The following is a 21,379-nucleotide window of genomic DNA, read 5'->3' as shown; positions in this document are numbered from 1 at the left end:
CGGCCCCGCCGCCCGCGGACCGGGCCGCCTGTGCGGGTCAGGCGGCCCGGTGCTCGAGGAACACCGGCGCCGGGGTCCGGTGGGCGACCGTGAGGTGCCCGCTGACGACCTGGGCGAGCAGGATCGCCAGCACCAGCAGCAGCGGCACCTGCCACGATCCGGTCCGGGTGTAGAGCCAGCCGCAGGCCAGCACGCCGAACCCGGCCATCAGGTAGCCCGCGCCCTGGACCACCGCGGACAACGCGGGCGAGCCGTTCTTGCTGCGCAACGAGATCGTGGTCAGGGCGAACGCGAGCGACCCCATGCCCAGGCCGGTGGCCCCGGCCCACACCCAGGGCGCGGCCGCGGGGGCGGCGAGCAGGCCGGTGATGCCGACGACGTTGGGCACGGCCAGCGCGACCACCAGCAGCGTCTGGTTCTCCCACTTCCGCGTCCAGCCCGGGACCAGCCACATCATCGGCAGGCCCAGTGCCATCGACAGGGCCAGGCACGCACCCGCGGTCGCCGGCGAAACGCCCGCCTCGCGCAGGATGCCGGGGAGCCGGCCCATGACCAGGAACGTCACCGTCGAAACCAGCCCGAAGTAGATCGTCAAGGCGTAGGGCCGCACGGCCTCCGTCGCCGCCCGCGGCGACCGGAAGTCACCGGGGGTGTGCCGCCACAGCTGGTGGGCCGCCACGGCCGCGACCGCCCAGACGCCCAGGCCGATCCGCCACGACGACGAGGTCACCGCCGCCGGGGTCAGCAGCGCGCCGACCGTGCTGCCCAGGCCGAGCCCGAGCGGGTAGGCGGCGGACCCGCCGGCCAGCAGCGGCAGCATCGTGCCGAGCACGGCGAGCGACAGGCACGCCAGCGCCGTCCCGACCAGCAGCAGCGCCGAGCCGCCGAGCACCCGCCCGGCCAGCGAAGACGCCAGGCCGATCAGGGAAACGGTGACGGTCCGGTGCGAACCGACGCGGCCGCACAGCCACGGCGCCGCCCAGCCGCCGAGACCGATCGCCCACAACGGCAGCGCGACCAGCACCGCGGCGGTCAGCCCCCCGACGACAGAGACGTCCGGCAGGGCGGCACCCAGACTCGTCACCGCCGGCCTCAGGTTGAGCGCCAGCGCGAACACCACGAGCGTGGAAATGGCGGTACTGCGGGACATGGCTCCTCCTCGCGACGAGGGTCCGGAGCTCCGGGCTCCGGGGAGCAATGCTCCGCAACACACGTACGTCAGACATCCGTCAGCTGACGTATACGCGAAGTTAACCTGCTGTCCATGCAGGTGCGAGTGCACGTGCGGAAGCGCTTACATCCCTTGTGGACGGTCAGCGCGTGGTGTGCGCACCCCCGTTGACGTGCAGCGTTTGCCCGGTGATGTGCCGAGCTCCCGCGGAAGCCAGGAAGTGCGTCGTCTCGGCGACGTCACGCGGGTGCCCGGCGCGCCCGTTGTGCGTCCTCGCGATGAGCGCCGCCCGCCGCTGCTCGGTGAGCTTCCCGCGGAAGAACTCCGTCTCGGCGATGTAGCCGGGTGAGATCAGGTTGGCGGTAAGCCCTTTCGGACCGACTTCCGCCGACAGGCCCGCGGTCCACGCCGCGAGCGCCGCTTTCGCCGCGCCGTAGGACGAAGACGCGTATTCGGCGCCGATCGACCCGACGTTGACGATCGTCCCGCCCGGGCGCAGCTTGCCGAGCACGGCGGACGTCGTAAGCACGGCGCTGAGCAGGTTGGCGTCCAGATTGGCCCGCCACGCCGAGAGCACGCCCTCGAGCCCCGGAGCCCGGTCCGCGCCGAAGTCGGTGTTGCCGCCGGCCGTGTTGACGACCACGTCGAGGTCCGGGCCCAGCTCGTCGGCCAGCCGCGCCACCTGCGCGGGATCGGTGGCGTCGCACGGGATCGGCCGGACGTCGAGCTCGCCCGCCGTGCGCGCGAGCCGGCCGGCGTCGCGGCCGGTGACGACCACCGTGTCGCCGTCCTCGCGGAAGCGCGCGGCGACCGCCTTGCCCAGCCCGGTCCCACCCCCGGTGACCAGCACGATGCGACTCACAGAGAACTCCTCCTCCTGCTATGTTTAGCTCTAAACGTAGCAACGGGGAGGCCCGGGTGTCCAACGACAGCTACCCGATGGAAGCGATCCTGCGCTGGCCCGCGGCGGACATCGCGTCGTCGTGGCACCGGGAACTGCCCGGCGTGCGGACCGAGTCCATCGAGGTCATCACGCCCGCGTGGCGCATCGCGAAGCTGCTGGCCGACGACCGGCGCCGGACGCTGGCCGAGCTCGGGATCGACCCGTCGACCCTGGACCTGCTCAGCGTGATCCGGCGGGCGGGCCCGCCCTACGAGCTGACCACCCGCGAGATCACGCGCCGCACCCTGGTCACGGCGGGCGCGGTCTCGCAGCGGGTCGCCCGCGCCGAGCAGGCGGGTCTGGTCGAGCGGTCACCGTCATCGGCCTCGCGCCGCGCGGTCGCGGTCCTGCTCACCGACGCCGGGCACAGCCTGGTCGAAGCGACCGTACGCCGGCTCCTGGAGCACGAGGCGGACCTGATCGGCGGCCTCACCCGCGACGAACGCACGACCCTCACCGGGCTCCTGGCCAAGCTGGAGGCGTCGCTGCACGAGCGCACGTCCCCCTCGGAAGGGGAAGGCCGAGAACTCCGCGGGGTGTAGCGCGCCGCCCGGCGGGGTATCACTCCGGCCACATCCCGGAGGGAGCCGACATGGGACTCATCATCGGACTGCTGGTGGTCTGGGCCGTTCTCGTGGTGCTCGGCATCGCGATCAAGGGCCTCTTCTGGCTGATCATCGTGGGCGCGGTGCTGTTCGTGGCCACCGGCGCGATCGGCTTCGTCAAGCGCAAGACCCTCGGCCGGGGCTGACCCGGCGGGCGCGGTTCGTCTCGCGGGCCACCGTCCAGGCGTCCGCGACCGGGCCCAGGTGCGCGAGCTTGTCCGGGTTCAGCACCGCGCGGATCGTCTGGACGCGCCCGTCGAGGACGTCGAGCACCAGTGTGGTGACGACCTTGCCGTCGCGGTCGCGGAACAGCGCGCCCGGCTGGCCGTTGACCTCGCGGGGTTCCACGGCGCCCCCGATCCGGGCGAACGGCGCGGCGAACGCGGTCAGCAGCCGGGCCACCGGCTCGGCGCCGAAAACGCCCTCGCCCCACAGTGGTGCTTTGCCGCCGCTGTCGCCGACCAGCTCAACGTCGGCCGCGAGCAGGTCGCGGAGGCCGTCGAGGTCGCCGTCGCGGAAGGCGCCGAAGAACCGTTCGGCCAGCCGCGCGCGCTCTTGGCGGTCCGCCGCGAACCGGGCGCGGCCCGCGTCCATGTGCCGGCGGGCCCGGACCGCGAGCTGGCGGCACGCCGCTTCGGAGCGGCCCACCGCCGACGCGACGTCGGCGAAGCCGAAGCCGAACACCTCCCGCAGCACGAACACCGCCCGTTCGAGCGGGCTCAGCCGCTCCAGCAGCAGCAACGCCGCCATCGACACCGAGTCGGCCAGCTCGGCCGAGCGTGCCGGGTCCTCGTACGGGTCGGCCAGCAGCGGCTCGGGGAACCACTGCCCGACGTACTCCTCCCGCCGGACCCGCGCCGAGCGCAGGACGTCGATGGCGATCCGCGACACCGTGGCCGACAGGAACGCCTTCGCCGACGTGGGCCGCGACGCGGACGCCTCGTAGCGCAGCCACGTCTCCTGGACCGCGTCCTCGGCCTCGCCCACGCTGCCGAGAATCCGGTAGGCGATGGAGAACAGCAGCGGGCGCAGGTCTTCGAACTCCTCGGCTTTCGTCACGTGCCCGAGACGAGACAGGCCCGCCGGTTGTGACATGTCACGGATCGGCGGGCCTGTCTCGTCTCGGGAGGCATGAACGAAACCACGACACGGATCGCACTGGTCACCGGCGCGAACAAGGGCATCGGCCGCGCGACCGCGGAGCAGCTCGCCGCACTGGGCATGACGGTGCTCGTCGGCGCGCGGGACCGGCAGCGCGGTGCGGCGGCGGCCGCGGAGATGAGCGGGGACGTGCACCCGATCGTCCTGGACGTCACCGACGCGGCCACCATCGACGAAGCGGCGGAGGAGGTCGAGGAGCGCTTCGGGCGTCTCGACGTGCTCGTCAACAACGCGGGCATCACGGGGTCCGGGCCGGTTTCGCCGGTGGACGCCCTCGATCAGGTGCCGAGCACGGTCGACCTCGCCATGGTCCGGGCGGTCTTCGAGACGAACGTCTTCGGCGTGATCGCGGTGACCAACGCCCTGCTCCCCCTGCTGCGGCGGGCACCGGCCCCGCGCATCGTCAACGTCAGCAGCGGCGCCGGTTCCCTGACGATCGCGAGCGACCCCGGCGGCCCGCTCGCCGCGCTCCCGGCGTCGGCCGCGTACTCGCCGTCCAAGAGCGCGGTGAACGCGCTGACCGTGCAGTACGCGAACGAGCTGCGCAAGGACGGCATCCTGGTCAACGCGGCCGACCCGGGCTACGTCGACACGGACATCAACAACCACACGGGATTCCTCACGACGGCCCAGGGCGCGGCGGCGGTGGTCCGGCTCGCGACCCTCGGCGCGGAAGGCCCGACCGGCGGCTTCTTCGGCGCGGACGGCGCGGTGCCCTGGTAGCGGTCACCGCGGCCGGGCGCGCGCAGCGCCACCACGCCCCACACCACGGTCCCCGGCCGTGGCGGCGACGTCGAGGAAGGCTAGCCGCGGCGACGGCGGACCGGCTGGGCGCGCCGGCGGGACTTCGGCTCGTACGGGATGTCGGCGAACCGCAACGTCGCCTGCAGCGCCCGCACCGAGCGGTCCAGCCGCAGCAACGCGACCTGCGACAGGGTGAACAGCTCGTCGACGTTCCACGAGCGGCCCGCCGCGGCGAGCACGACCGTGCGCGGGACCCGGGTGATCGCGCGGCCGGGTGCCTTCGCGGCGAGCTGGGCCAGCGCCTCTGGCTCGTAGGCCAGGGCGTCGGCCGAGACGAGCGCCTGCGTGCACAGGTGGCTGGCCGCCGTCGCGCGGCCGAGCCACTTGACGTGGATGAGCTCGCCGGCGGGCCCGAGCAGGTCGCACAGCTCGAACCGCGGGTGCCGGGGCGTGGTGGCGAAATCCCGGTCCAGGCACAGGAAACCCGGCTCGCGGGCCACCTCCCGGCAGTACCGGTTCTCGTCGTCGGGCGCCCCGGTCGGGACCCACGTGACCGCGGGCCACGCGAAGCGGCGCGCCAGCATCGCGGCGACCTGCTCGCGCATCTGCCGCACGTAGGTCTCGCCGATCCGGTACCACCGCCCCTGGTGGAAGACGTACCGGACGTGGTCGATCGAGGTCTCGAACACCAGCCACCGCGCGACCGGGATCGACGCGCCGGCCTCCTCCTCGCCCGCGTCGTCGGCGCACGCGACGATCCGCCCGGCGCGCACCGCCTTCAGCCGGTCGGCGACCGGGATTTCCGCGAGGCGGTCGGTCAGGTGCCCGGCCTCCAGCCGGCCCGGCACGGCGAACGGCCCGCCGGGACCGAGGCCGCTGACGCGGAACGAGCCCGCGCGCTCGGCGTCCTGCACCGCCGTCGCGGGCCAGGCGATGCCCAGCCGGTCTTCCTCGTCGCCCGCAAGGCTTTCCGCCAGCCGGCGCTCCAGGACCGGGACAACGCGGTCGTGGCGGTCCATCGGCCGGGTCTGGGCGACGAACCGCAGCGACGAGTGCGCGTCCGGCCCGTCGACCACCGCGCCGACGGCGTCGAGGTCGGCCAGGAACGCCGAGGGGTCCTTGGCCAGGGGCAGCCACACGGCGGTGCCGGCACGGATGCGGTGCCGCCGCCCGGTCACCCGGCCGTAGGTGAGGTCGGCGAGGTCGGCCGTCCCGGCCAGCCGGTTGACCAGCTCGCCGTACGGTTCCAGGCGGAACGCCGAAAGGTCGCCGCCGCCGGGGATCGACGTCTGCGTCGCGCGCGCGGAGGTGTCCAGGGCCGCGCTGGCGATCAGGCCGAGGTCGAACGGGTCGAGCCGCCGGATCCCGAACAGCAGGCCGAAACCCTGTTCGACGTGCTCGTCGTTGAGGGTGAGGTGGCCCGCGCCCCAGGTGACCGCGTAGGTCCACGCCGCGCGCGGGACGAGCAGCACCGCGAACGGCAGTTCGGACGACAGCGCGAGTTCGGTCCCGGTCAGGGCAGCCGCGTGCGGGAGCCACTGCGGGGCCTCGGTGCGGAACCGGCCCGCGACCAGCCGCGCGCGCGTGCCGGAGAGGTCGACCTCGGTGTCGGTGGTGACCTGCCCGTCCTTCAGCGGCACCAGCAGCTCGTCCGGGGCCGCGGTGCCGTCGAGCCGGAACAGCGACACGGGCTTGCTCGGAGCGGACGTCGAAGCCATGCGATCACCGGCCTCCCGTAAAACTGCGTCCGTTCAGGATAACGCCCGCCCGTGCCCATCCGGTTAATTCGGCTTGAACACCGAAATCTTGCCGACAGGAAGTGCTCGCGATACGCTCCTTCGCGTCCTCACCGTGACATCAAGGCTGGTCAGAAGTCCGGCAGATGATCGGGACGTGACCGGGGGAAGGCCGGGAAACGGCCACCGCAAGAATTGTTCCAGTGCACTCGTTCGGCCGCATTTACCGGCTATTCTGCGCTGTTCGGGCACCGCCGGAAGAATGGCCGCACGCACCGTGACCATCCACACCGGACAGCCGGGCCGCGGACTGGGCCGGCCGGGCGGGGGCGGTCACGGAGCGGCGGTTCGCGCCGCGCCGGGTACCCCACTACCCTGGGCTGGTCGATTCCCGTCCGGCCCGACGCTGGGGGCAGCATGGAGACAGTCCCGATGTTCGCACACGGAGACCGTCTCACCCGCCGGGACCTGGAGCTGATCACCGATGAACGCCGCCGTTACGAACTGGTGGACGGGACCCTCCTAGTGAGCCCGTCCCCGCGTCCGCTGCACCAGAGGGTGGTCGCGCGCCTGCTCGCCGCGCTCACCCCGCTTTGCCCTGCGGACTGCGAGGTTCTCCCCGCTCCACTCGATGTCGTGCTCGACGAGCACACGGTGCTCATCCCGGACGTCGTCGTCGGCCGCCGCGACACGTTCACCGACCGCGCGCTCGTCGGGGTCCCCGTCCTCGCCGTCGAAGTCGTCTCCCCGTCCAGCCGCCACATCGACCTGCACCTCAAACCGGCCCGGCTCGCCGCGGCGGGCTGCCCGTTCTACTGGGTCGTCGACCCGCGCGTGCCCAGCGTGAGCTGCTTCCGGCTCGAGGGAGACGCCTACGTCCTCGACGCCGAGGGCCGGGACGACGAGCCCGTGGCGCTCACGACGCCGTACGAGCTGACCCTGCGCGCGGCGGACCTCGTCTCGCCGCACTGAACCCGGTCAGCGGCCGTCCCACGGGCGACCGGACAGCAGGTTCGTGATCCACCGCAGCGCGAGGTCGCACAGCGCCGCCTCGGGGCCGCGGCGGTGGGCGACGATGTCGTCGTCGCGCCACAGCATCAGGGCCGTCGCGCCGCCCGCGGTCGGGGTCAGCCCGACCACCCAGCGGCGGTTCCCGAGCGCCACGACGCGCTCGGCGGTGGTCCAGTGCCCGCGCGAGCCGGTCACCGTCCACGCCGACATCCGCGCGAGGTCCGCGACCGACCTCGCGCCGTTCTCGGGGCCACCGGGCCTCCCCGTCCGGCCGTGCATCCCGCTACCTTCGCACATCCGCCGCGGATGTCCGGGAGATCAGAGCCGCACGTCGGGGTCTTCGGCCACCGAACGCAGGGCCGTCACGGTCGGGTGGCCCTCGGCGAGCAGCCGCGCGTCGCTCCCGGGCGGCAGTTCGCCTTCGACGACCACGGCGGTGAGGCTGATCGAGCCGTCGCCGTCGTGCCCGACGCGGCCGCGGACCGCACCGGACTCGGCCAGCCCGGCCCGGCGCGGCTCGCCGGCCTCGGCCCGGTCGGGGACGTTGAGGTTCAGCACGGTGCCGGCGGGCAAGGCGGCGAGCCGGTCGAACAGCGTCGCCGCGACCGCGACGGCGGTGTCCCAGTGCGGGTCCGGCCCGGGTTCCAGCCCGGCGTCGAGCGACACCGCGAGCGCACGCGCCCCGTGGAGCGACGCCGTCAGGGCCGCGCCGACGGTGCCCGAATGCAGTACCGCGCGGCCGATGTTCGCCCCGAGGTTCACCCCGGACAGCACCACGTCCGGGGGCTCGCCGAAGGCGCCTTGCGAGGCGGCCAGCGCGATGAGCCCGGGGTGGGCGGCCACGGCGTACGCGGGCACGTCCGGCAGTCCGCGCAGCTCCCGCCGCTCGACGGCGATCCGCCCGCCGTCCCCGGTGGCGCTCAGGCCGGCGCTGGTCCCGCTGGCCTCCCCCGCCGGCGCGGCGACGGTGACGGTCCAGCCGTGCGCCACCGCACCGCGGGCCAGGGCGAGCAGGCCCGGGGACGCGATGCCGTCGTCGTTGGTGATCAGTGCCCGCACACCGGAAACGTACCCGGCCTTCACCGGCCGGTGCTGCCGTCGATCAGTTCGCGGAGGATGTCGGCGTGCCCGGCGTGACGGCCGGTCTCCTCGATCATGTGCACCAGTGCCCAGCGCATCGACGGCGGCGTGCCGCCCGGGCGGGGTACCGGCTCGGTCAGGTCGGTGCAGGCGTCGATGACGGCGTTGGCCTCCTCGACCGCGGTGCGGTAGCCGGTCAGCAGCGTCGCGGCCGTCTCGTCCGGCCGCGGCCGGAACGTGCCGGGCCAGTCCTTCGGGCGCTCGCCGAGGAAGGTGAAGCGCTCGACGTGGGTCAGGTGCCGGACCAGGCCCAGCAGCGACGTGCCCGAGGGCACGCCGGACGTCCGCGCCTGTGGTTCCGGCACGCCTTCGGCCTTCGCGGCGACGGCGGCGCGCAGCTGGTCGAGAAAGCCGCGCAGCACGTCCTTCTCGCCGGGTCCGGTCCGCGGCGGCGGGGTGTCGTTGCGACGGGGCATCGGTTCTCCTCGGCAGTCAGCGGGTGCGGCGGATCAGCAGCAGGTGGTCGACGACGTCGGCGGCCTGCCCGCCGGGGCCGGTGGCGTGGCGGGAAAGCGCTTCCGCCCGCTCGACCGCCCACACCGCGGGGTCGAGGTCGAGCGACCGGGCGACCTCGAACGGCGACGGAAAGTCCGCGTCCGGGTGCCACGACCACGGCGCGACCGAACCGTGGTCGACGACCAGCAGCCGTCCGCCGGGCGTCAGTGCCCGCGCGGCCTTCCGCAGGACCTGCGCGCGGGGCAGGGCGAAGGACGTGTGCAGGTAGTGCGCCGAGACGAGGTCGAAGCGGCCCGAGGGGAACGTCTCGGCCAGGTCGTGGCGCTCGGCGGAGACCCGGGCGTGGCCGGCCAGGCGGGCGATCGCGACGCCGGAGATGTCGGCCGCGGTCACGCGCCAGCCGCGGCGGGCGAGCCACAGCGCGTCGCCGCCGGCCCCGCAGCCCAGGTCGAGTGCGGTGCCGGGGTCGAGGCCGGCCACGACTTCGGTGAGCCGGACATTGGCGCGGGGTTCGGCCCGCCGGGTCGCGTGGTGGTCGTCCCAGAAGCGGGTGGCGTCTTCGGTCATGGCCCCACCCTGGCGCCGGACGTGCCGAGGTGGCACGCGTTCTTGCGGTTTCGGCAAGATGGCCGGGGTGAGCGACGACTTCGAAGACGTCCTGCACGCGGTCGGCCCCCGGCTGCGGGCCCTGCGCCGCGCCCGCGGGCTGACGCTGGCCGAGCTGGCCGGCACCACTGGCGTCTCGGAGAGCACGCTGTCGCGGCTGGAGAGCGGGCAGCGGCGCGCCGGCCTGGAATTGCTGCTCCCGCTGGCGCGCGCCTACCAGGTCCCGCTGGACGACCTCGTCGGTGCGCCCCGCACCGGCGACCCCCGCGTCCACCTGACGCCGATCCACCGCCACGGCATGACGTTCGTGCCGTTGTCGCGCCGGCCGGGTGGCATGCAGGCGTACAAGATGATCATCCCGAGCAGCGAACGTCCCCTCGAACCGGCACACCAGACCCATGACGGCTACGAGTGGCTCTACGTCCTGCACGGCCGGCTGCGGCTGGTGCTCGGCGAGCACGACCTGGTGCTGCCCGCGGGCGAGGCCGCGGAGTTCGACACGACGCTCCCCCACTGGCTGGGCAGCGCCGACGGGAAGGCCGTCGAGCTGCTCATCCTCTTCGGACAGCAGGGCGAACGCGCCCACCTGCGGGCCCGGGCGGTGCGCGAACGGTGACCGCGGGGGTGTCCGCGCGGTGTCAGGTGCGTGTCAGGCCGGTCGGCGAACGTGGTCCCACCACACCACGGAACACGGACACCGCAAGGGGAACCGCCATGACCGCCTACACCACGCCGCGGCCGATCACCGCCACGCTGACCACCGCCGGCGCCCGGGTGCGCGTCGCCGCGAGCGACCGCCGGGACACGGTGGTGCGGGTCGAGCCCGTCGACCGCGCGAGCAAGTCGGACGTGAAGGTCGCCGAGCGCACGGAAGTCGCCTTCGCCGACGGCGAGCTGTCGATCAAGACGGCGAAGCCGGGCGCGAAGCACGGCTCGGTCGCCATCACGGTCGAGCTGCCCGCCGGTTCCCGGCTGGTCCTCGACACCGCGTGGACCGACGTGCGGGCCGGCGGCCCGCTGGGTGACTGCGAGCTGAACTCGGCGTCGGGCACCGTGCGGCTCGAGCACGTCGCCGCACTGCGCGGGCAGGTCGCCTCCGGCGAGATCACGGTCGAGCGGGTCACCGGGCTCGCCGCCATCGACGCCGGCACGGCCGCGGTCCGGATCGGCCACGCGCACGCCGACGTCGGCTTCACCGGCTCGAGCGGCCGCCTCGAGATCGACCGCGCCGACGGCGGTGTCGTCGCGAAGGCGGCGGACTGCCCGATCCGGATCGGCCGCCTGACGCGCGGTCACGCCGACCTCGCGAACGCCTCCGGTGGCATCGAGGTGGGCGTCGGCGAGGGCACCACGGTCCGGGTAGACGCCGACAGCACGAAGGGCTCGGTCCGCACCTCGCTGCCCGTCCACGACGGCACGGCGGAGCTGAAGATCGTCGCTCGCACGCGGTGCGACGACATCGTCGTCCGCCGCGCCGCCGGGTGAGCCCGGCCTCAGCCGGTCAGGATGACGTGCAGGGTCCGCGGCCCGTGCACGCCCTCCACCCGGGTCAGCTCGATGTCGCTCGTGGCGCTGGGGCCGCTGATCCAGGTCTGCGGGCGCGCCGGGTCCAGCGCCGCGACGGCGTCCGGGACGCCGGGCACGATGCGGTCTTCGCGCAGCACGCAGACGTGGACGTCCGGCACCAGGCTCAGCGCGCGGCGGCCCTGGCCGGGTCCGTGGTCGAGCACGAGGGTCCCGGTGGTCGCGATGCCGAGCGCGGCGGTGGTGACGACGGCGTCGAAGGCGTCCAGGTCTGCCGCGTCCGTGACGGAACCCTCGACTTCGACCGGAAATCCCTGCGGCACCAGCACTTTCCGGGCCGGCCCGAGGGCGGCGCGGACCGCGCCGGGCAGTTCGGCGGCCCGGCAGCGGGTCAGGGAGGCGCGGTAGTCGACGACGCGTTCGGCGAACAGCTCCACGACGTCCGGCACCGCGACCGACCGGTAGCCCCGGGGAACGGCCGCCTCGGTCCGGTCCGCGTCCCGCAAGGCATTCCGGACCCTGGCCAGGATTTCCTCCCGCGCCGTCATCGACGCCACCACGAGCGGAACGACTCCCGGGGCGGGACGGGCAGGTCCCGCGCGTTCGTCCACAGTGAACCCGGCCAGGGCAACCGGGAGAGCGTGCGGCGGCCGAGGCGGGTCAACACCCGGTTCGCGACGCCCAAGCCGCGTTCGGCGAACCCGAGCCGGCGGGCGTCGGAGAGCAGCCACGCGGCCGTTTTCATCGCCACCGCTTCGGGTTTCGGCGGTCCGGCCCGGTGCGCGTCCACGACCTGGGCACGCAGGTGGACGAGGACCTCCGGGATGTCGATGCGCACCGGGCACGCCTCGAAGCACGCGCCGCACAGACTCGACGCGTAGGGCAGCGAATCGGTCTGCTCGTCGGCGCCGACGCCCTTGAGCAGCGGGTTGAGGATCGCGCCGATCGGACCGGGGTACACCGAGCCGTACGCGTGGCCGCCGGTCCGCTCGTAGACCGGGCAGACGTTGAGGCACGCCGAACACCGGATGCAGCGCAGTGCCTGACGGCCGACCTCGTCGGCGAGCGCCCGGGTGCGGCCGTTGTCGAGCAGCACCACGTGCGTCTCGCGCGGCCCGTCCCCGGGCGCGCGGCCCGACCACGTCGAGGTGTACGGGTTCATCCGCTCCCCCGTGCTCGAGCGCGGCAGGAGCTGGAGGAAGACGTCCAGGTCGGCCCACGTCGGCACGAGCTTTTCGATGCCCACCACGGAAACGAGCACCTCGGGCAGCGTCAGGCACATGCGGCCGTTGCCCTCGGACTCGACGACCACGAGGGTGCCGCTCTCCGCGACGGCGAAGTTCGCCCCGGAGACGGCCATCTTGGCGCGCAGGAACTTCTCCCGCAGGTGCGCCCGGGCCGCGCCGGCGAGTTCGGCCGGGTCGTCGGTCAGGTCCTCGGGCGCCCCGCTCATCCGGCGGCGGAAGATCTCCCGGATTTCCGCGCGGTTGCGGTGGATGGCCGGCACCAGGATGTGGCTGGGCAGGTCGTCGCCGAGTTGCACGATCAGTTCGGCGAGGTCGGTTTCCCAGGCCGTGACGCCGTGTTCGGCCAGCGCTTCGGTGAGGCCGATCTCCTGGGTCGCCATCGACTTGACCTTGACGACCTCGTCGACGTCGTGGTCCCGCGCGATCCGGGCGACGATGTCGCAGGCTTCGCGCGCGTCGCGCGCCCAGTGGACGGTCGCGCCGCGCTCCTGGAGGGCCGCTTCGAGGGTCAGCAGGTGCTCGTCGAGACGGCGCAGGGTGTTGTCCTTGATCGCCGCGCCCGCGAGCCGCAGCTCCTCCCACTCGGCCACCTCGCCGACGACGGCCGCGCGCTTGGCGCGGATCGTGCCGGTGGCGTGGGCCAGGTTGCGGCGCAACTGGGTGTCGGCCAGGGCTTTCCGGGCCGCGGCCGGGAAAGCGGGCATGCCGACGAACGTGGCGCTCACGCGTCCTCCTCGGTCGAAGCCAGCACGTCGGCGAGGTGCAGCACGCGGACGCCGGAGCGCTGCCGCGACAGCAGCCCGCCGATGTGCAGCAGGCACGAGTTGTCGCCCGCGACGAGCACTTCCGCGCCGGTTTCCGCGACGTGCCGGGCCTTGTCGGCGCCCATCGCGGTGGATGTACCGGCGTTCTTGAGCGCGAAGGTGCCGCCGAAGCCGCAGCATTCCCCGGCGGCGGGCAGTTCGACGAGATCGAGCCCGCGGACCGCGCGCAGCAGCCGCAGCGGCCGGTCGCCGACCCCGAGCATGCGCAGGGAATGGCAGGTCGGGTGGTAGGTGACGCGGTGCGGGAAGTAGGCGTCCACATCGGTCACGCCGAGCACGTCGACGAGGAACTCGCTCAGCTCGTAGACCTTCGGGCCGGCGGCCGGGAGGTCACCGGCCCGCCGCGCGACGAGGGCGTGCTGGTGCCGCGCCGAGCCCGCGCAGGAGCCGGACGGCGTCACGACGGCGTCGTACCCGGCGAAGGCGCGGGTGAACGCGCGCACGACCGGCACGGCCTCGTCGAGGTAGCCGGTGTTGATCATCGGCTGGCCGCAGCAGGTCTGGGCGGCCGGGAAGTCGGCGTCCACGCCGAGCCGGCGCAGCAGCCGGAAGACGGCCTTGCCGGTGTCCGGGAAGAGGGCGTCGTTGATGCACGTGACCAGCACGGCGACCTTCATGCGCCCCCGCCTTTGGATTGAAAGGTTTCACATCGTCGGTGCCCCGACGCTACTACGAGCCGTTATTTCGTTTCAACCCCACGGCCGCGAAGGGCTGCTTGCCGAGATGGGCCGACCGCTTCCGCGCACGGCGGCGCCGTCGAGGGCGATCGTGCGGCAGCGGCGGGGCCTGCGCCCGCGCACGACTAAACGTCGATGTGGGAGCCCATGATCACCGTGCGGTCGCGGGGCAGGCCGAAGTACTCCGCGGCGTCCGCGGTGATGTACGACGTCGCGATGAACAGGCGCTTGCGCCAGCTCGCCATGGTCGGTTCCGGGCCGCGCTGCAGCTCGATCTTCGACAGGAAATACGACGCTTCGTCCACGTTCAGCCGGCCCTCGGTCTCCGCCGGGTCCAGGCGCGCCAGTGCGCCCGGGACGTCCGGCGTCTCCATGTAGCCGTAGCGGGCCGTGACGAAGACGATCCCGTCGTCGCTGTGGCCCAGGTCCTCCACCGTCACGCGCTGGCCGGGCGGCACCCGCGGGACCGGCTCGGTTTCCAGGGACATGATGACGACCTGCTCGTGCCGGACGTGGTTGTGCTCGGCGTTGGCGCGCAGGGCCAGCGGCGCCGTCGCGCCGCCGCGGTTGAGGAAGACCGCCGTGCCCGGGACGCGCCGGGTCGGGGTGTCCCGGTCGGCCAGTTCGTCGATGAACTCCCGGAGCGGGCCTTCGCGGCGTTCGCGCTCGGCGGTGACGATCTGCCGGCCGCGCTGCCAGGTCGTCATGATCGCGAACGCCGTGAGGCCGATCAGCAGCGGCAGCCACGCGCCGTGCACGAGCTTGGTCAGGTTGGCCGCGACGAACAGCAGGTCCACGACCAGCAGGACGGTCGCGCCGATGCCGATCAGCCAGCGCGGCGTCCCCCACTTCTGCCGGGCGATGTAGAAGAACAGCAGCGTCGTGATGGTGATCGTGCCGGTCACCGCCATGCCGAACGCGAACGCCAGCGCCGTCGAGCTGCGGAACGCGAACACCAGCGTCAGCACCGAAACCATCAGCAGCCAGTTGATCCACGGGACGTAGATCTGGCCGCGCTCGGTCTCCGAAGTGTGCGCGATCCGCAGCCGCGGCAGGTAGCCGAGCTGGGCCGCCTGCGCCGCGACCGAGTACGCGCCGGTGATGACCGCCTGGGACGCGATCACCGTCGCGGCCGTGGCCAGCACCACCATCAGCAGCCGGCCCCAGCCCGGCACCAGCAGGAAGAACGGGCTGCTGACGTTCGCCGGGTCCTCGAGGATCAGCGCGCCCTGGCCGAGGTAGCTGAGCACGCACGCGGGCAGCACCAGCAGCAGCCAGCCGCGGGTGATCGCCCGCCGGCCGAAGTGGCCCATGTCGGCGTACAGGGCTTCGGCGCCGGTCACCGACAGCACGACCGCCGCCAGCGCGAAGAACGCGATGTCGAAGTGCCCGGTCATGAACCCGATCGCGTACGTCGGCGAGAGCGCCTTCAGGATCTCCGGGTGCCCGGCGATCCCGGCGATGCCGCACACGCCGATCACCGTGAACCAGGCGATCATGACCGGCCCGAACACCCGCCCGACCGCGGCCGTCCCGCGCCGCTGCACGAGGAACAGCCCGATGATGATGACCGCGGTGATCGGCACGACCCAGTCGTCGAGACCGTCCGAGACGACCTTGAGGCCCTCGACCGCGGAGAGCACGGAGATCGCCGGGGTGATCATGCTGTCGCCGAAGAACAGGGCGGCGCCGAAGATCCCGAGCCCGGCCAGCACCACCGCGGCGCGCCTGCCCCGCTGGCCGCTCCAGCGCCGCAGCAGCGTGATGAGGGCCATGATGCCGCCCTCGCCGTCGTTGTCGGCACGCATCGCCAGCAACACGTACGTGACGGTGACGATGATCATCACCGACCAGAAGATCAGCGACACCACGCCGAACACGTTGTCCGGGGTCACCGGGACGGGGTGCGGGTCGGCGGGGTTGAAGACGGTCTGGAGCGTGTAGATCGGGCTCGTGCCGATGTCGCCGAACACCACGCCGAGCGCGCCGATCACCAGCCCCAGCCGGACGGTGTCGCGCTTGGTCGTCCCGCTCACGTGGTCCCTCTCCGCATAGGGTGCGACCCTAGTGGCCCGCACCCGCAGGACGTCGTTCCCCCGCGACGGGCCGAAGGGCGTTTCCCCCGTCTTTACGAAATTTTAGCGCCGGCGCGCACGCAGGTAGCGCCGCGGATGCACGAGCCAGTACAGGTTCAGGTCGTAGCCCCACCCGAACGCCTTCGGGGTCCAGAGGCGCGGCTCGTCCGGGTTCCACACCCGGGCCCGCACGCGGTCGGCGGTCGGGCGGCGCCAGTCGTAGGGCATCCCGGCGGCGCGGCCCTGGGGTTCGATCGGCCGCTTGCGGTCTTCTTCGGATCCGGCCATGCCCGCACCATCGCACGTCCGCGCCCGGCGCGCGATCCGTGGTCAAGACGGCGTCAAGCCCACGGGATCCGCGGTCAAGGTCCCGTTGGCGGGTCTCGCCCGGCCCGGCCGCGCGGCCGCATCCTCGAAGCCATGAGTGATCTGTCCTGGGCGCTGGTCCTGATCGGCGGGTTCGTGGTGGTGACCGTGCTCCTGCACGTGACCGGCAAGTGGCTCGCGAGCCACGACGAGAACCCCGAGGCGGCCGGGCTGGAGGTCGCCCCGCCGGGCGACCGCCTGCCGTGAGCCGTTCGCACCGCGAAATCCCGGCGATCGGCCGTCTCCGCACCCGCCGGAGCGCGCTACGGTGGCCTTACACCGGCCAAGGGGACGCCGCGCGACGGGCGGGAACGGAGCTGCCGGCATGAAGGACCTCGACGGGCAGACGGTGGTGCTGGTCGGCGGCAGCGCCGGCATCGGGTTCGAGACGGCGCGGCTGGCGCGTGCCGAAGGCGCCGAGGTCGTGCTCACCGGCCGGGATCCGGCCAAGCTCGAGCGGGCGGCCGAGACGCTGGGCGCCCGCAGCACCGCCGCGTTCGACGCCGCCGACGCGCGGTCCGTCGCGCAGTTCTTCGGGACCCTGCCCGGCCCGATCGACCACGTGCTGGTCACCGCGGGCGGCCCGCGCTACGGGCCGCTGCTGGGGATGACCGCCGAGGAAGTGCGGACGGCGGTCAGCGACCACATCGTCGTCTCGCTCGAGGTCGCGCGGCACGCCGCGCCGAAGATGCGGGCCGGCGGCACGCTGCTGCTGATGGGCGGCACCGGCGGCCGGCGGATCGGGCACGGGCTCGGCATCGTCTCGGCGGCGACCGCCGCGCTGCCGCCGTTCACCGCGGCCCTCGCGCTCGAACTCGCGCCCGTGCGCGTCAACCTGATCGCCGCCGGCTTCGTCGACACGCCGCTTTCGGCGTCGCTGCTCGGCGACAAGCTCGACGAACGCCGGGCCGAGCTGCGCGCCACGCTGCCGATCGGCCGCGTGGTCGGGCCCGCCGACGTCGCCGCGCTGGCGGTCCACCTCATGACCAACACGGCGCTCACGGGTGCGACGTACGACATCGACGGCGGCCAGCAGTTCGTCTCCTGAGCGCGCCTCAGCCGAGGGCCGCGACCAGGTCGGCCACCCGGTGGTGCGCTTCGAGCGGGTGCCGCAGCCGTCCTTCCGGGTGGATCGTGTAGTGGTTGCGCCGGCCCACGCGCTCGCGTTCGACGTAGCCGCCCGCGATCAGGTCCGCGAGGATCAGCTGCACGCCGCGCTCGGTGATGCCGACGCGCTCGGCGATGTCGTGCAGCTTCCGGTCCGGGTCGGCGGCCAGGCACAGCAGGACGTGCGCGTGGTTGCTCAGGAACGTCCACGAAGCCATGCGGGCAGCCTAGCCGTCCACACTTGACAGACGAAGCGCAGTTCGTCATTCTGGAGTGGACGGAGGGGAGTACCCGCCCGGTCCGGCATCGTCAATCCGGCTGCCCCGGCGCAGACCCGGTGCCGGCGCCACCTGTCCCAGGTGGCCGGGAAGACCTCCGGTTCGCCACCGAACCGGAGGACTGTGCTGTGACCGTCCCGATCTGGGCCTGGGCCGCTGTGCTCGGCGTCATCCTGCTCATGCTCGCGGTCGACCTCGTCGCCCACCGCAAGGCCCACGTCGTCGGCGTCCGCGAGGCGCTGGCGTGGTCCGGTGTCTGGGTCGCTCTGGGCGTCGCGTTCGGCGTCGTCGTCTGGTGGGTCTGGGGCGCGGAGTTCGCGGGCCAGTACTACGCCGGGTACGTGATCGAGAAGTCCTTGGCCGTCGACAACGTCTTCGTGTTCGCGATCATCTTCGGCTACTTCGCCGTGCCGCGGGAACACCAGCACCGCGTCCTGTTCTACGGCGTCATCGGTGCTCTCGTGTTCCGGGCGGTGTTCATCGCCGCCGGCTCCGCGCTGCTCGCGAGCTTCGCCTGGGTCCTCTACGTGTTCGGCGCTTTCCTGGTGCTGACCGGGATCCGGATGGCGCTGCACCGCTCGGAGGCGGTGGACTACGACCGGAACGTCGTCCTGCGCGTGTTCCGCAAGCTCGTCCCGTCGACCGACGTCCACCACGGCAAGAAGTTCCTCGTCCGCGAAGCCGGCCGCTGGGTGGCGACGCCCCTGCTCGCGGTGCTGGTGCTGATCGAGGTCACGGACGTCGTCTTCGCGGTCGACTCGATCCCGGCGATCTTCGCCGTGACGCAGGAACCGTTCCTGGTGTTCACGTCGAACGCCTTCGCCATCCTCGGCCTGCGGGCGCTGTACTTCCTGCTCGCCGACCTCATGCACCGCTTCGTCCACCTCAAGCTCGGCCTGGCGCTGGTGCTGGTCTGGGTCGGCGTGAAGATGCTGCTGCTGGAGGTCTGGAAGATCCCGACGGCGCTGTCGCTGGGCGTGGTCGGCCTGATCCTCGCGACGGCCGTGGCCGCGAGCCTGCTCCGGACGCGCGCGGACGTCACGTCGCGCGCAGGACCGCCGCGCCGGTGACGAGGTCGGCCGCCAGGTCCGCCAGCGCGCGCCGGCCGGCGGCGAGCGCGTACGGCACCGTGCGCACGCTCAGGTGGTGCTCGCCCGCGAAGGCCAGGAACTCCCGCGCGTCTTCGCGGGTGTTCGCCGTGACGCTGCGGATCTGGCGTTCCTGGAACAGGTGCCTCTGGTAGTTCAGGGCGGGCACGTCGGAGAGGTGGATGCCCGCGACGGCGAGCGTCCCGCCGCGGTCGAGCGCCGCCAGCGCGGGCGGCACCAGGGCACCGGCCGGGGCGAACAGGATCGCCGAGTCCAGCGGCTCCGGCGGCGGCCCGTCCTGGGCGGACGCCGCCCCGAGGTCGAGCGCCAGCTGCCGGGCTTCGGCGCTGCGGGTGACCACGTGCACCGTCGCCCCGCGCGCGATCGCCACCTGGGCCGTCAGGTGCGCGCTGCCGCCGAAGCCGTAGATGCCGAGCCTCCCGTCCTCGGGCAGCCCGGCCCGCACGAGCGCGCGGTAGCCGATCAGCCCGGCGCACAGCAGCGGCGCGAGCTCGTCGTCGGAGTAGCCGCCCGGCAACGAAAGCGCGTACGCGGCCGGGACGACGGCGTACTCGGCGTACCCGCCGTCCGCGTCCCAGCCCGTGTAGCGCGAGTCCGGGCACAGGTTTTCCCGCCCCCGCAGGCAATACCGGCACTTCCCGCACGTGTATCGCAGCCACGCGATGCCGGCCCGATCGCCCACGGCGAACCCGGTGACGTCGTCGCCGAGCGCGACCACCTCGCCGACGACCTCGTGCCCCGGCGTCACCCCGGGCCGGTGCACGGGCAGGTCGCCTTCGGTCACGTGCAGGTCCGTCCGGCACACCCCGCACACCAGGACCCGCACCAGCAGCTCGCCGGTGCCGGGCCGCGGCACGGGCACGCGCGCCCACTCGAGCGGGCCCGAAGCGATCGGCCCGGGCCGGGTGACGCGCCAAGCGTGCATTTCCGTCGCGGTCATGCGGCCAGCATCCCGCACGATCAGCCGTCGGCAAGGCGCTGGATGGTGGCGGCCAGCCAGGCCTCGAGCGCCGCGGGGTCGCCGAGTTCGGCCCGCAGGACGCGGCGCCGGGTCGAGACGCCGAGCACGAAGGCGTCGATCGCGGCCGCCCGGTCGCGGGCTTCCGCGTCGTCCAGACCGCTTTCGCGCAGGTACCGGTGCAGGGGTTCCAGCGAGTTCGTGTCGAGGAAGGCGGCGAGGGCCTCGGCCGCCTCGGCGCGTTCCCCGGACGCGCGTTGCAGCACCAGCAACGGGTCCTCCCCCGGCTCGCCGGTCCAGCGCCGGACGATGCTCGCCGCGAGCCGGGCGCCCAGCGCGGACCGGTCGCCGTCGAAGGAGTCCGCGACCGGGATCTCGACCCGGGCCGCGGCCAGGAAAAGCCCGTCCTTGCCGCCGAAGTAGCGCGTGATGAGGTTGGGCGACACCCCGGCCGCGTCGGCCACGCCCTTGACCGTGATCGCCGTGTACCCGTGCCGGGCGAACTGGCGTTTCGCCTGCTCCAGGATCCGCTGCCGGGTGGCCGCCGCGTCGCGCGCAATCATGTGTACGAGCATACACATGATGTGTATCGTCGTACACATGACGGACGGACTACGGGAAAGACTCCGGCGGACCAGACGGGTCGCGCTCCCCTGGAGCGACGACGCGACCCGCGGCATCACCGGCACCCGCCTCGACGAGCTCCTCGACCACTGGGCCGGCGGCTACGACTGGGCCACCCACGAACGCCGGATCGGCGCGCTTCCCTGGGCGACCGTGCCGGTGGGCGGCACCGAACTACGCGTGATCCACCAGCGGTCCAGGGATCCCCGGGCCCCGGTCGTCGTGCTGCTGCACGGCTGGCCGGACTCGGTGCTGCGGTTCGAGCGCGTCCTGCCGCTGCTCACGGACCTGCACGTGGTCGTGCCCGCACTGCCGGGCTTCCCGTTCGCGGCACCGCTGACCGCGCCCGGCATGTCGGCCGGCCGGATCGCGGAGCTCGTCGCCGGCGCGCTCGCCGAACTCGGCTACCCCCGCTACACGCTGTCGGGCGGTGACGTGGGCGGCACCGTCGCGGAAGTCCTCGCCGGCGCCCACCCCGAGCGGGTGGTGGCCCTGCACCTGACCAACGTCGCCCCGCAGCGCGCGCTCACGGCCGACCCGGCGGCGCTCGCCCCCGACGCCGCGGCCTACCTGGCCCGGTCGGCGCAGTGGTTCCGGGCCGAGGGCGGCTACATCGCCGCGCAGTCGACGCGGCCGAACACCCTCGCCGTCGCGCTCGGAGACTCCCCCGCGGGCCTCGCCGCATGGCTCGCCGAGAAGCTCGATTCCTGGTCCGACGGACCGGCGTTCTCCCCGGACGAACTGCTCACCTGGATCACCGCGTACTGGGTCAGCGGCACGATCGGCACGTCGTTCACCACCTACACCGAGCCGGTCACCCTCCCCGCCCGGATCGGTACGCCGACCGTGCTGTCCGTGTTCCCGCACGACCTCAAGCCCGAACCGCGGAGCTACGCCGAGGCGTTCCTGAACCTCCGCGACTACGTGACGCACCCGGCCGGCGGCCACTTCGCCGCCTGGGAACAACCCGAGGCCTACGCCGCCGACGTCCACCGCGCGGTCGAGCTCGGCTGAAGC

General features: G+C 73.3%; 26 protein-coding genes. 10 read left to right on the top strand and 16 right to left on the bottom strand.

Annotated elements, in window-relative coordinates:
- Nucleotides 1-37: 37 nt before the first annotated feature.
- Together ACYVLJ_RS21290 and ACYVLJ_RS21285 are read right to left on the bottom strand one after the other, a co-directional pair.
- A complete protein-coding gene (locus ACYVLJ_RS21290) occupies nucleotides 38-1,150 on the bottom strand; it encodes an MFS transporter (RefSeq protein ID WP_451980966.1) in 1,113 nt (370 codons plus the stop codon).
- Between the two features lie 163 nt (nucleotides 1,151-1,313).
- Nucleotides 1,314-2,033 carry an SDR family NAD(P)-dependent oxidoreductase gene (locus tag ACYVLJ_RS21285; protein WP_460439979.1) on the bottom strand — a complete coding sequence of 240 codons (720 nt, stop codon included), beginning with the start codon at nucleotides 2,031-2,033 and terminating at the stop codon, nucleotides 1,314-1,316.
- 56 nt (nucleotides 2,034-2,089) lie between these two features.
- On the opposite strand from ACYVLJ_RS21285, the gene ACYVLJ_RS21280 reads away from it, so the two are divergent.
- On the top strand, nucleotides 2,090-2,656 hold the full coding sequence (locus ACYVLJ_RS21280) for a MarR family winged helix-turn-helix transcriptional regulator (protein ID WP_460439978.1): 567 nt from the start codon (nucleotides 2,090-2,092) through the stop codon (nucleotides 2,654-2,656).
- A 50-nt stretch (nucleotides 2,657-2,706) separates the two neighbouring features.
- Complete coding sequence (locus tag ACYVLJ_RS21275) at nucleotides 2,707-2,865, top strand: hypothetical protein (RefSeq protein WP_451980958.1); 159 nt, start codon at nucleotides 2,707-2,709, stop codon at nucleotides 2,863-2,865.
- Here the strand turns inward: ACYVLJ_RS21275 and ACYVLJ_RS21270 are convergent.
- Entirely contained in the window at nucleotides 2,837-3,778 is a 942-nt protein-coding gene (locus ACYVLJ_RS21270) for a sigma-70 family RNA polymerase sigma factor family protein (protein WP_460439977.1), read from the bottom strand. The two genes, ACYVLJ_RS21275 and ACYVLJ_RS21270, sit on opposite strands and share 29 nt — an antisense overlap.
- A 72-nt stretch (nucleotides 3,779-3,850) precedes the next feature.
- On the opposite strand from ACYVLJ_RS21270, the gene ACYVLJ_RS21265 reads away from it, so the two are divergent.
- Entirely contained in the window at nucleotides 3,851-4,603 is a 753-nt protein-coding gene (locus ACYVLJ_RS21265; RefSeq protein ID WP_460439976.1) for an SDR family oxidoreductase, read from the top strand.
- A gap of 80 nt (nucleotides 4,604-4,683) precedes the next feature.
- Here ACYVLJ_RS21265 and ACYVLJ_RS21260 read toward each other — a convergent pair whose 3' ends face one another.
- Complete coding sequence (locus ACYVLJ_RS21260) at nucleotides 4,684-6,342, bottom strand: TIGR04141 family sporadically distributed protein (protein ID WP_460439975.1); 1,659 nt, start codon at nucleotides 6,340-6,342, stop codon at nucleotides 4,684-4,686.
- A gap of 450 nt (nucleotides 6,343-6,792) precedes the next feature.
- Here ACYVLJ_RS21260 and ACYVLJ_RS21255 point away from each other — a divergent pair, with 450 nt between their 5' ends.
- Nucleotides 6,793-7,332 carry a Uma2 family endonuclease gene (locus ACYVLJ_RS21255; protein WP_460439974.1) on the top strand — a complete coding sequence of 180 codons (540 nt, stop codon included), beginning with the start codon at nucleotides 6,793-6,795 and terminating at the stop codon, nucleotides 7,330-7,332.
- 6 nt (nucleotides 7,333-7,338) lie between these two features.
- On the opposite strand, the gene ACYVLJ_RS21250 is transcribed toward ACYVLJ_RS21255, so the two are convergent.
- Genes ACYVLJ_RS21250 through ACYVLJ_RS21235 form a run of 4 tightly spaced genes read right to left on the bottom strand, consistent with a single transcriptional unit; the run spans nucleotide 7,339 to nucleotide 9,534 of the window.
- Nucleotides 7,339-7,650, bottom strand: a complete 312-nt coding sequence (locus ACYVLJ_RS21250; protein WP_451980944.1) for a hypothetical protein — start codon at nucleotides 7,648-7,650, stop codon at nucleotides 7,339-7,341.
- Between the two features lie 39 nt (nucleotides 7,651-7,689).
- Nucleotides 7,690-8,430 (bottom strand): 5'/3'-nucleotidase SurE, encoded by a 741-nt coding sequence (surE, locus tag ACYVLJ_RS21245; protein WP_460439973.1) that lies wholly within the window; start codon nucleotides 8,428-8,430, stop codon nucleotides 7,690-7,692.
- A 20-nt stretch (nucleotides 8,431-8,450) separates the two neighbouring features.
- Nucleotides 8,451-8,927: a DinB family protein gene (locus tag ACYVLJ_RS21240; RefSeq protein WP_460439972.1), complete on the bottom strand. Its 477-nt coding sequence runs from the start codon at nucleotides 8,925-8,927 to the stop codon at nucleotides 8,451-8,453.
- Nucleotides 8,928-8,943: 16 nt separating this feature from the next.
- Entirely contained in the window at nucleotides 8,944-9,534 is a 591-nt protein-coding gene (locus tag ACYVLJ_RS21235) for a class I SAM-dependent methyltransferase (protein WP_460439971.1), read from the bottom strand.
- Between the two features lie 67 nt (nucleotides 9,535-9,601).
- Here ACYVLJ_RS21235 and ACYVLJ_RS21230 point away from each other — a divergent pair, with 67 nt between their 5' ends.
- Nucleotides 9,602-10,189 (top strand): helix-turn-helix domain-containing protein, encoded by a 588-nt coding sequence (locus tag ACYVLJ_RS21230; protein ID WP_460439970.1) that lies wholly within the window; start codon nucleotides 9,602-9,604, stop codon nucleotides 10,187-10,189.
- A 98-nt stretch (nucleotides 10,190-10,287) separates the two neighbouring features.
- Nucleotides 10,288-11,058: a DUF4097 family beta strand repeat-containing protein gene (locus ACYVLJ_RS21225; protein WP_460439969.1), complete on the top strand. Its 771-nt coding sequence runs from the start codon at nucleotides 10,288-10,290 to the stop codon at nucleotides 11,056-11,058.
- 8 nt (nucleotides 11,059-11,066) lie between these two features.
- Here ACYVLJ_RS21225 and ACYVLJ_RS21220 read toward each other — a convergent pair whose 3' ends face one another.
- The 5 genes from ACYVLJ_RS21220 to ACYVLJ_RS21200 form a co-directional block, all read right to left on the bottom strand.
- A complete protein-coding gene (locus ACYVLJ_RS21220) occupies nucleotides 11,067-11,645 on the bottom strand; it encodes a LutC/YkgG family protein (protein ID WP_460439968.1) in 579 nt (192 codons plus the stop codon).
- Nucleotides 11,642-13,048 (bottom strand): lactate utilization protein B, encoded by a 1,407-nt coding sequence (locus tag ACYVLJ_RS21215; protein WP_460440193.1) that lies wholly within the window; start codon nucleotides 13,046-13,048, stop codon nucleotides 11,642-11,644. The genes ACYVLJ_RS21220 and ACYVLJ_RS21215 overlap by 4 nt, the downstream gene beginning before the upstream one ends.
- A gap of 17 nt (nucleotides 13,049-13,065) precedes the next feature.
- Nucleotides 13,066-13,785, bottom strand: a complete 720-nt coding sequence (locus ACYVLJ_RS21210) for a (Fe-S)-binding protein (protein WP_460439967.1) — start codon at nucleotides 13,783-13,785, stop codon at nucleotides 13,066-13,068.
- Between the two features lie 185 nt (nucleotides 13,786-13,970).
- Entirely contained in the window at nucleotides 13,971-15,881 is a 1,911-nt protein-coding gene (locus ACYVLJ_RS21205) for a potassium transporter Kup (RefSeq protein WP_460439966.1), read from the bottom strand.
- Nucleotides 15,882-15,983: 102 nt separating this feature from the next.
- Entirely contained in the window at nucleotides 15,984-16,208 is a 225-nt protein-coding gene (locus ACYVLJ_RS21200; protein WP_451980918.1) for a DUF5808 domain-containing protein, read from the bottom strand.
- A gap of 132 nt (nucleotides 16,209-16,340) precedes the next feature.
- Here ACYVLJ_RS21200 and ACYVLJ_RS21195 point away from each other — a divergent pair, with 132 nt between their 5' ends.
- Both ACYVLJ_RS21195 and ACYVLJ_RS21190 read left to right on the top strand, forming a co-directional pair.
- Nucleotides 16,341-16,493: a hypothetical protein gene (locus ACYVLJ_RS21195; RefSeq protein ID WP_451980915.1), complete on the top strand. Its 153-nt coding sequence runs from the start codon at nucleotides 16,341-16,343 to the stop codon at nucleotides 16,491-16,493.
- A 118-nt stretch (nucleotides 16,494-16,611) separates the two neighbouring features.
- Nucleotides 16,612-17,334, top strand: a complete 723-nt coding sequence (locus ACYVLJ_RS21190; RefSeq protein WP_451980912.1) for an SDR family NAD(P)-dependent oxidoreductase — start codon at nucleotides 16,612-16,614, stop codon at nucleotides 17,332-17,334.
- 7 nt (nucleotides 17,335-17,341) lie between these two features.
- Here ACYVLJ_RS21190 and ACYVLJ_RS21185 read toward each other — a convergent pair whose 3' ends face one another.
- Nucleotides 17,342-17,611: a helix-turn-helix transcriptional regulator gene (locus ACYVLJ_RS21185; protein WP_451980909.1), complete on the bottom strand. Its 270-nt coding sequence runs from the start codon at nucleotides 17,609-17,611 to the stop codon at nucleotides 17,342-17,344.
- A 188-nt stretch (nucleotides 17,612-17,799) separates the two neighbouring features.
- On the opposite strand from ACYVLJ_RS21185, the gene ACYVLJ_RS21180 reads away from it, so the two are divergent.
- Nucleotides 17,800-18,741, top strand: a complete 942-nt coding sequence (locus tag ACYVLJ_RS21180; protein ID WP_460439965.1) for a TerC family protein — start codon at nucleotides 17,800-17,802, stop codon at nucleotides 18,739-18,741.
- On the opposite strand, the gene ACYVLJ_RS21175 is transcribed toward ACYVLJ_RS21180, so the two are convergent.
- Together ACYVLJ_RS21175 and ACYVLJ_RS21170 are read right to left on the bottom strand one after the other, a co-directional pair.
- Entirely contained in the window at nucleotides 18,710-19,705 is a 996-nt protein-coding gene (locus ACYVLJ_RS21175) for a zinc-binding alcohol dehydrogenase family protein (RefSeq protein WP_460440192.1), read from the bottom strand. The genes ACYVLJ_RS21180 and ACYVLJ_RS21175 overlap by 32 nt on opposite strands.
- A 35-nt stretch (nucleotides 19,706-19,740) precedes the next feature.
- Nucleotides 19,741-20,301: a TetR/AcrR family transcriptional regulator gene (locus ACYVLJ_RS21170; RefSeq protein WP_460439964.1), complete on the bottom strand. Its 561-nt coding sequence runs from the start codon at nucleotides 20,299-20,301 to the stop codon at nucleotides 19,741-19,743.
- A 37-nt stretch (nucleotides 20,302-20,338) separates the two neighbouring features.
- Between ACYVLJ_RS21170 and ACYVLJ_RS21165 the strand changes: the two genes are divergently transcribed.
- Nucleotides 20,339-21,376, top strand: a complete 1,038-nt coding sequence (locus tag ACYVLJ_RS21165; RefSeq protein WP_460439963.1) for an epoxide hydrolase family protein — start codon at nucleotides 20,339-20,341, stop codon at nucleotides 21,374-21,376.
- The last annotated feature ends 3 nt before the right edge of the window (nucleotides 21,377-21,379 follow it).

This window comes from Amycolatopsis stemonae (assembly GCF_054781455.1).
Note: the sequence above shows the minus strand (reverse complement) of the source record. Positions and strands in the feature narration are given on the sequence as shown.

What these genes read in the sequence shown, in the direction of transcription:
- ACYVLJ_RS21290 (WP_451980966.1), bottom strand. Translation starts at nt 1,150, where the DNA reads ATGTCCCGCAGTACCGCCATTTCCACGCTCGTGGTGTTCGCGCTGGCG.
- ACYVLJ_RS21275 (WP_451980958.1), top strand. Translation starts at nt 2,707, where the DNA reads ATGGGACTCATCATCGGACTGCTGGTGGTCTGGGCCGTTCTCGTGGTG.
- ACYVLJ_RS21265 (WP_460439976.1), top strand. Translation starts at nt 3,851, where the DNA reads ATGAACGAAACCACGACACGGATCGCACTGGTCACCGGCGCGAACAAG.
- ACYVLJ_RS21260 (WP_460439975.1), bottom strand. Translation starts at nt 6,342, where the DNA reads ATGGCTTCGACGTCCGCTCCGAGCAAGCCCGTGTCGCTGTTCCGGCTC.
- ACYVLJ_RS21255 (WP_460439974.1), top strand. Translation starts at nt 6,793, where the DNA reads ATGTTCGCACACGGAGACCGTCTCACCCGCCGGGACCTGGAGCTGATC.
- ACYVLJ_RS21250 (WP_451980944.1), bottom strand. Translation starts at nt 7,650, where the DNA reads ATGCACGGCCGGACGGGGAGGCCCGGTGGCCCCGAGAACGGCGCGAGG.
- ACYVLJ_RS21240 (WP_460439972.1), bottom strand. Translation starts at nt 8,927, where the DNA reads ATGCCCCGTCGCAACGACACCCCGCCGCCGCGGACCGGACCCGGCGAG.
- ACYVLJ_RS21235 (WP_460439971.1), bottom strand. Translation starts at nt 9,534, where the DNA reads ATGACCGAAGACGCCACCCGCTTCTGGGACGACCACCACGCGACCCGG.
- ACYVLJ_RS21225 (WP_460439969.1), top strand. Translation starts at nt 10,288, where the DNA reads ATGACCGCCTACACCACGCCGCGGCCGATCACCGCCACGCTGACCACC.
- ACYVLJ_RS21220 (WP_460439968.1), bottom strand. Translation starts at nt 11,645, where the DNA reads ATGACGGCGCGGGAGGAAATCCTGGCCAGGGTCCGGAATGCCTTGCGG.
- ACYVLJ_RS21215 (WP_460440193.1), bottom strand. Translation starts at nt 13,048, where the DNA reads ATGCCCGCTTTCCCGGCCGCGGCCCGGAAAGCCCTGGCCGACACCCAG.
- ACYVLJ_RS21210 (WP_460439967.1), bottom strand. Translation starts at nt 13,785, where the DNA reads ATGAAGGTCGCCGTGCTGGTCACGTGCATCAACGACGCCCTCTTCCCG.
- ACYVLJ_RS21200 (WP_451980918.1), bottom strand. Translation starts at nt 16,208, where the DNA reads ATGGCCGGATCCGAAGAAGACCGCAAGCGGCCGATCGAACCCCAGGGC.
- ACYVLJ_RS21195 (WP_451980915.1), top strand. Translation starts at nt 16,341, where the DNA reads ATGAGTGATCTGTCCTGGGCGCTGGTCCTGATCGGCGGGTTCGTGGTG.
- ACYVLJ_RS21190 (WP_451980912.1), top strand. Translation starts at nt 16,612, where the DNA reads ATGAAGGACCTCGACGGGCAGACGGTGGTGCTGGTCGGCGGCAGCGCC.
- ACYVLJ_RS21185 (WP_451980909.1), bottom strand. Translation starts at nt 17,611, where the DNA reads ATGGCTTCGTGGACGTTCCTGAGCAACCACGCGCACGTCCTGCTGTGC.
- ACYVLJ_RS21175 (WP_460440192.1), bottom strand. Translation starts at nt 19,705, where the DNA reads ATGCACGCTTGGCGCGTCACCCGGCCCGGGCCGATCGCTTCGGGCCCG.
- ACYVLJ_RS21170 (WP_460439964.1), bottom strand. Translation starts at nt 20,301, where the DNA reads ATGATTGCGCGCGACGCGGCGGCCACCCGGCAGCGGATCCTGGAGCAG.
- ACYVLJ_RS21165 (WP_460439963.1), top strand. Translation starts at nt 20,339, where the DNA reads ATGACGGACGGACTACGGGAAAGACTCCGGCGGACCAGACGGGTCGCG.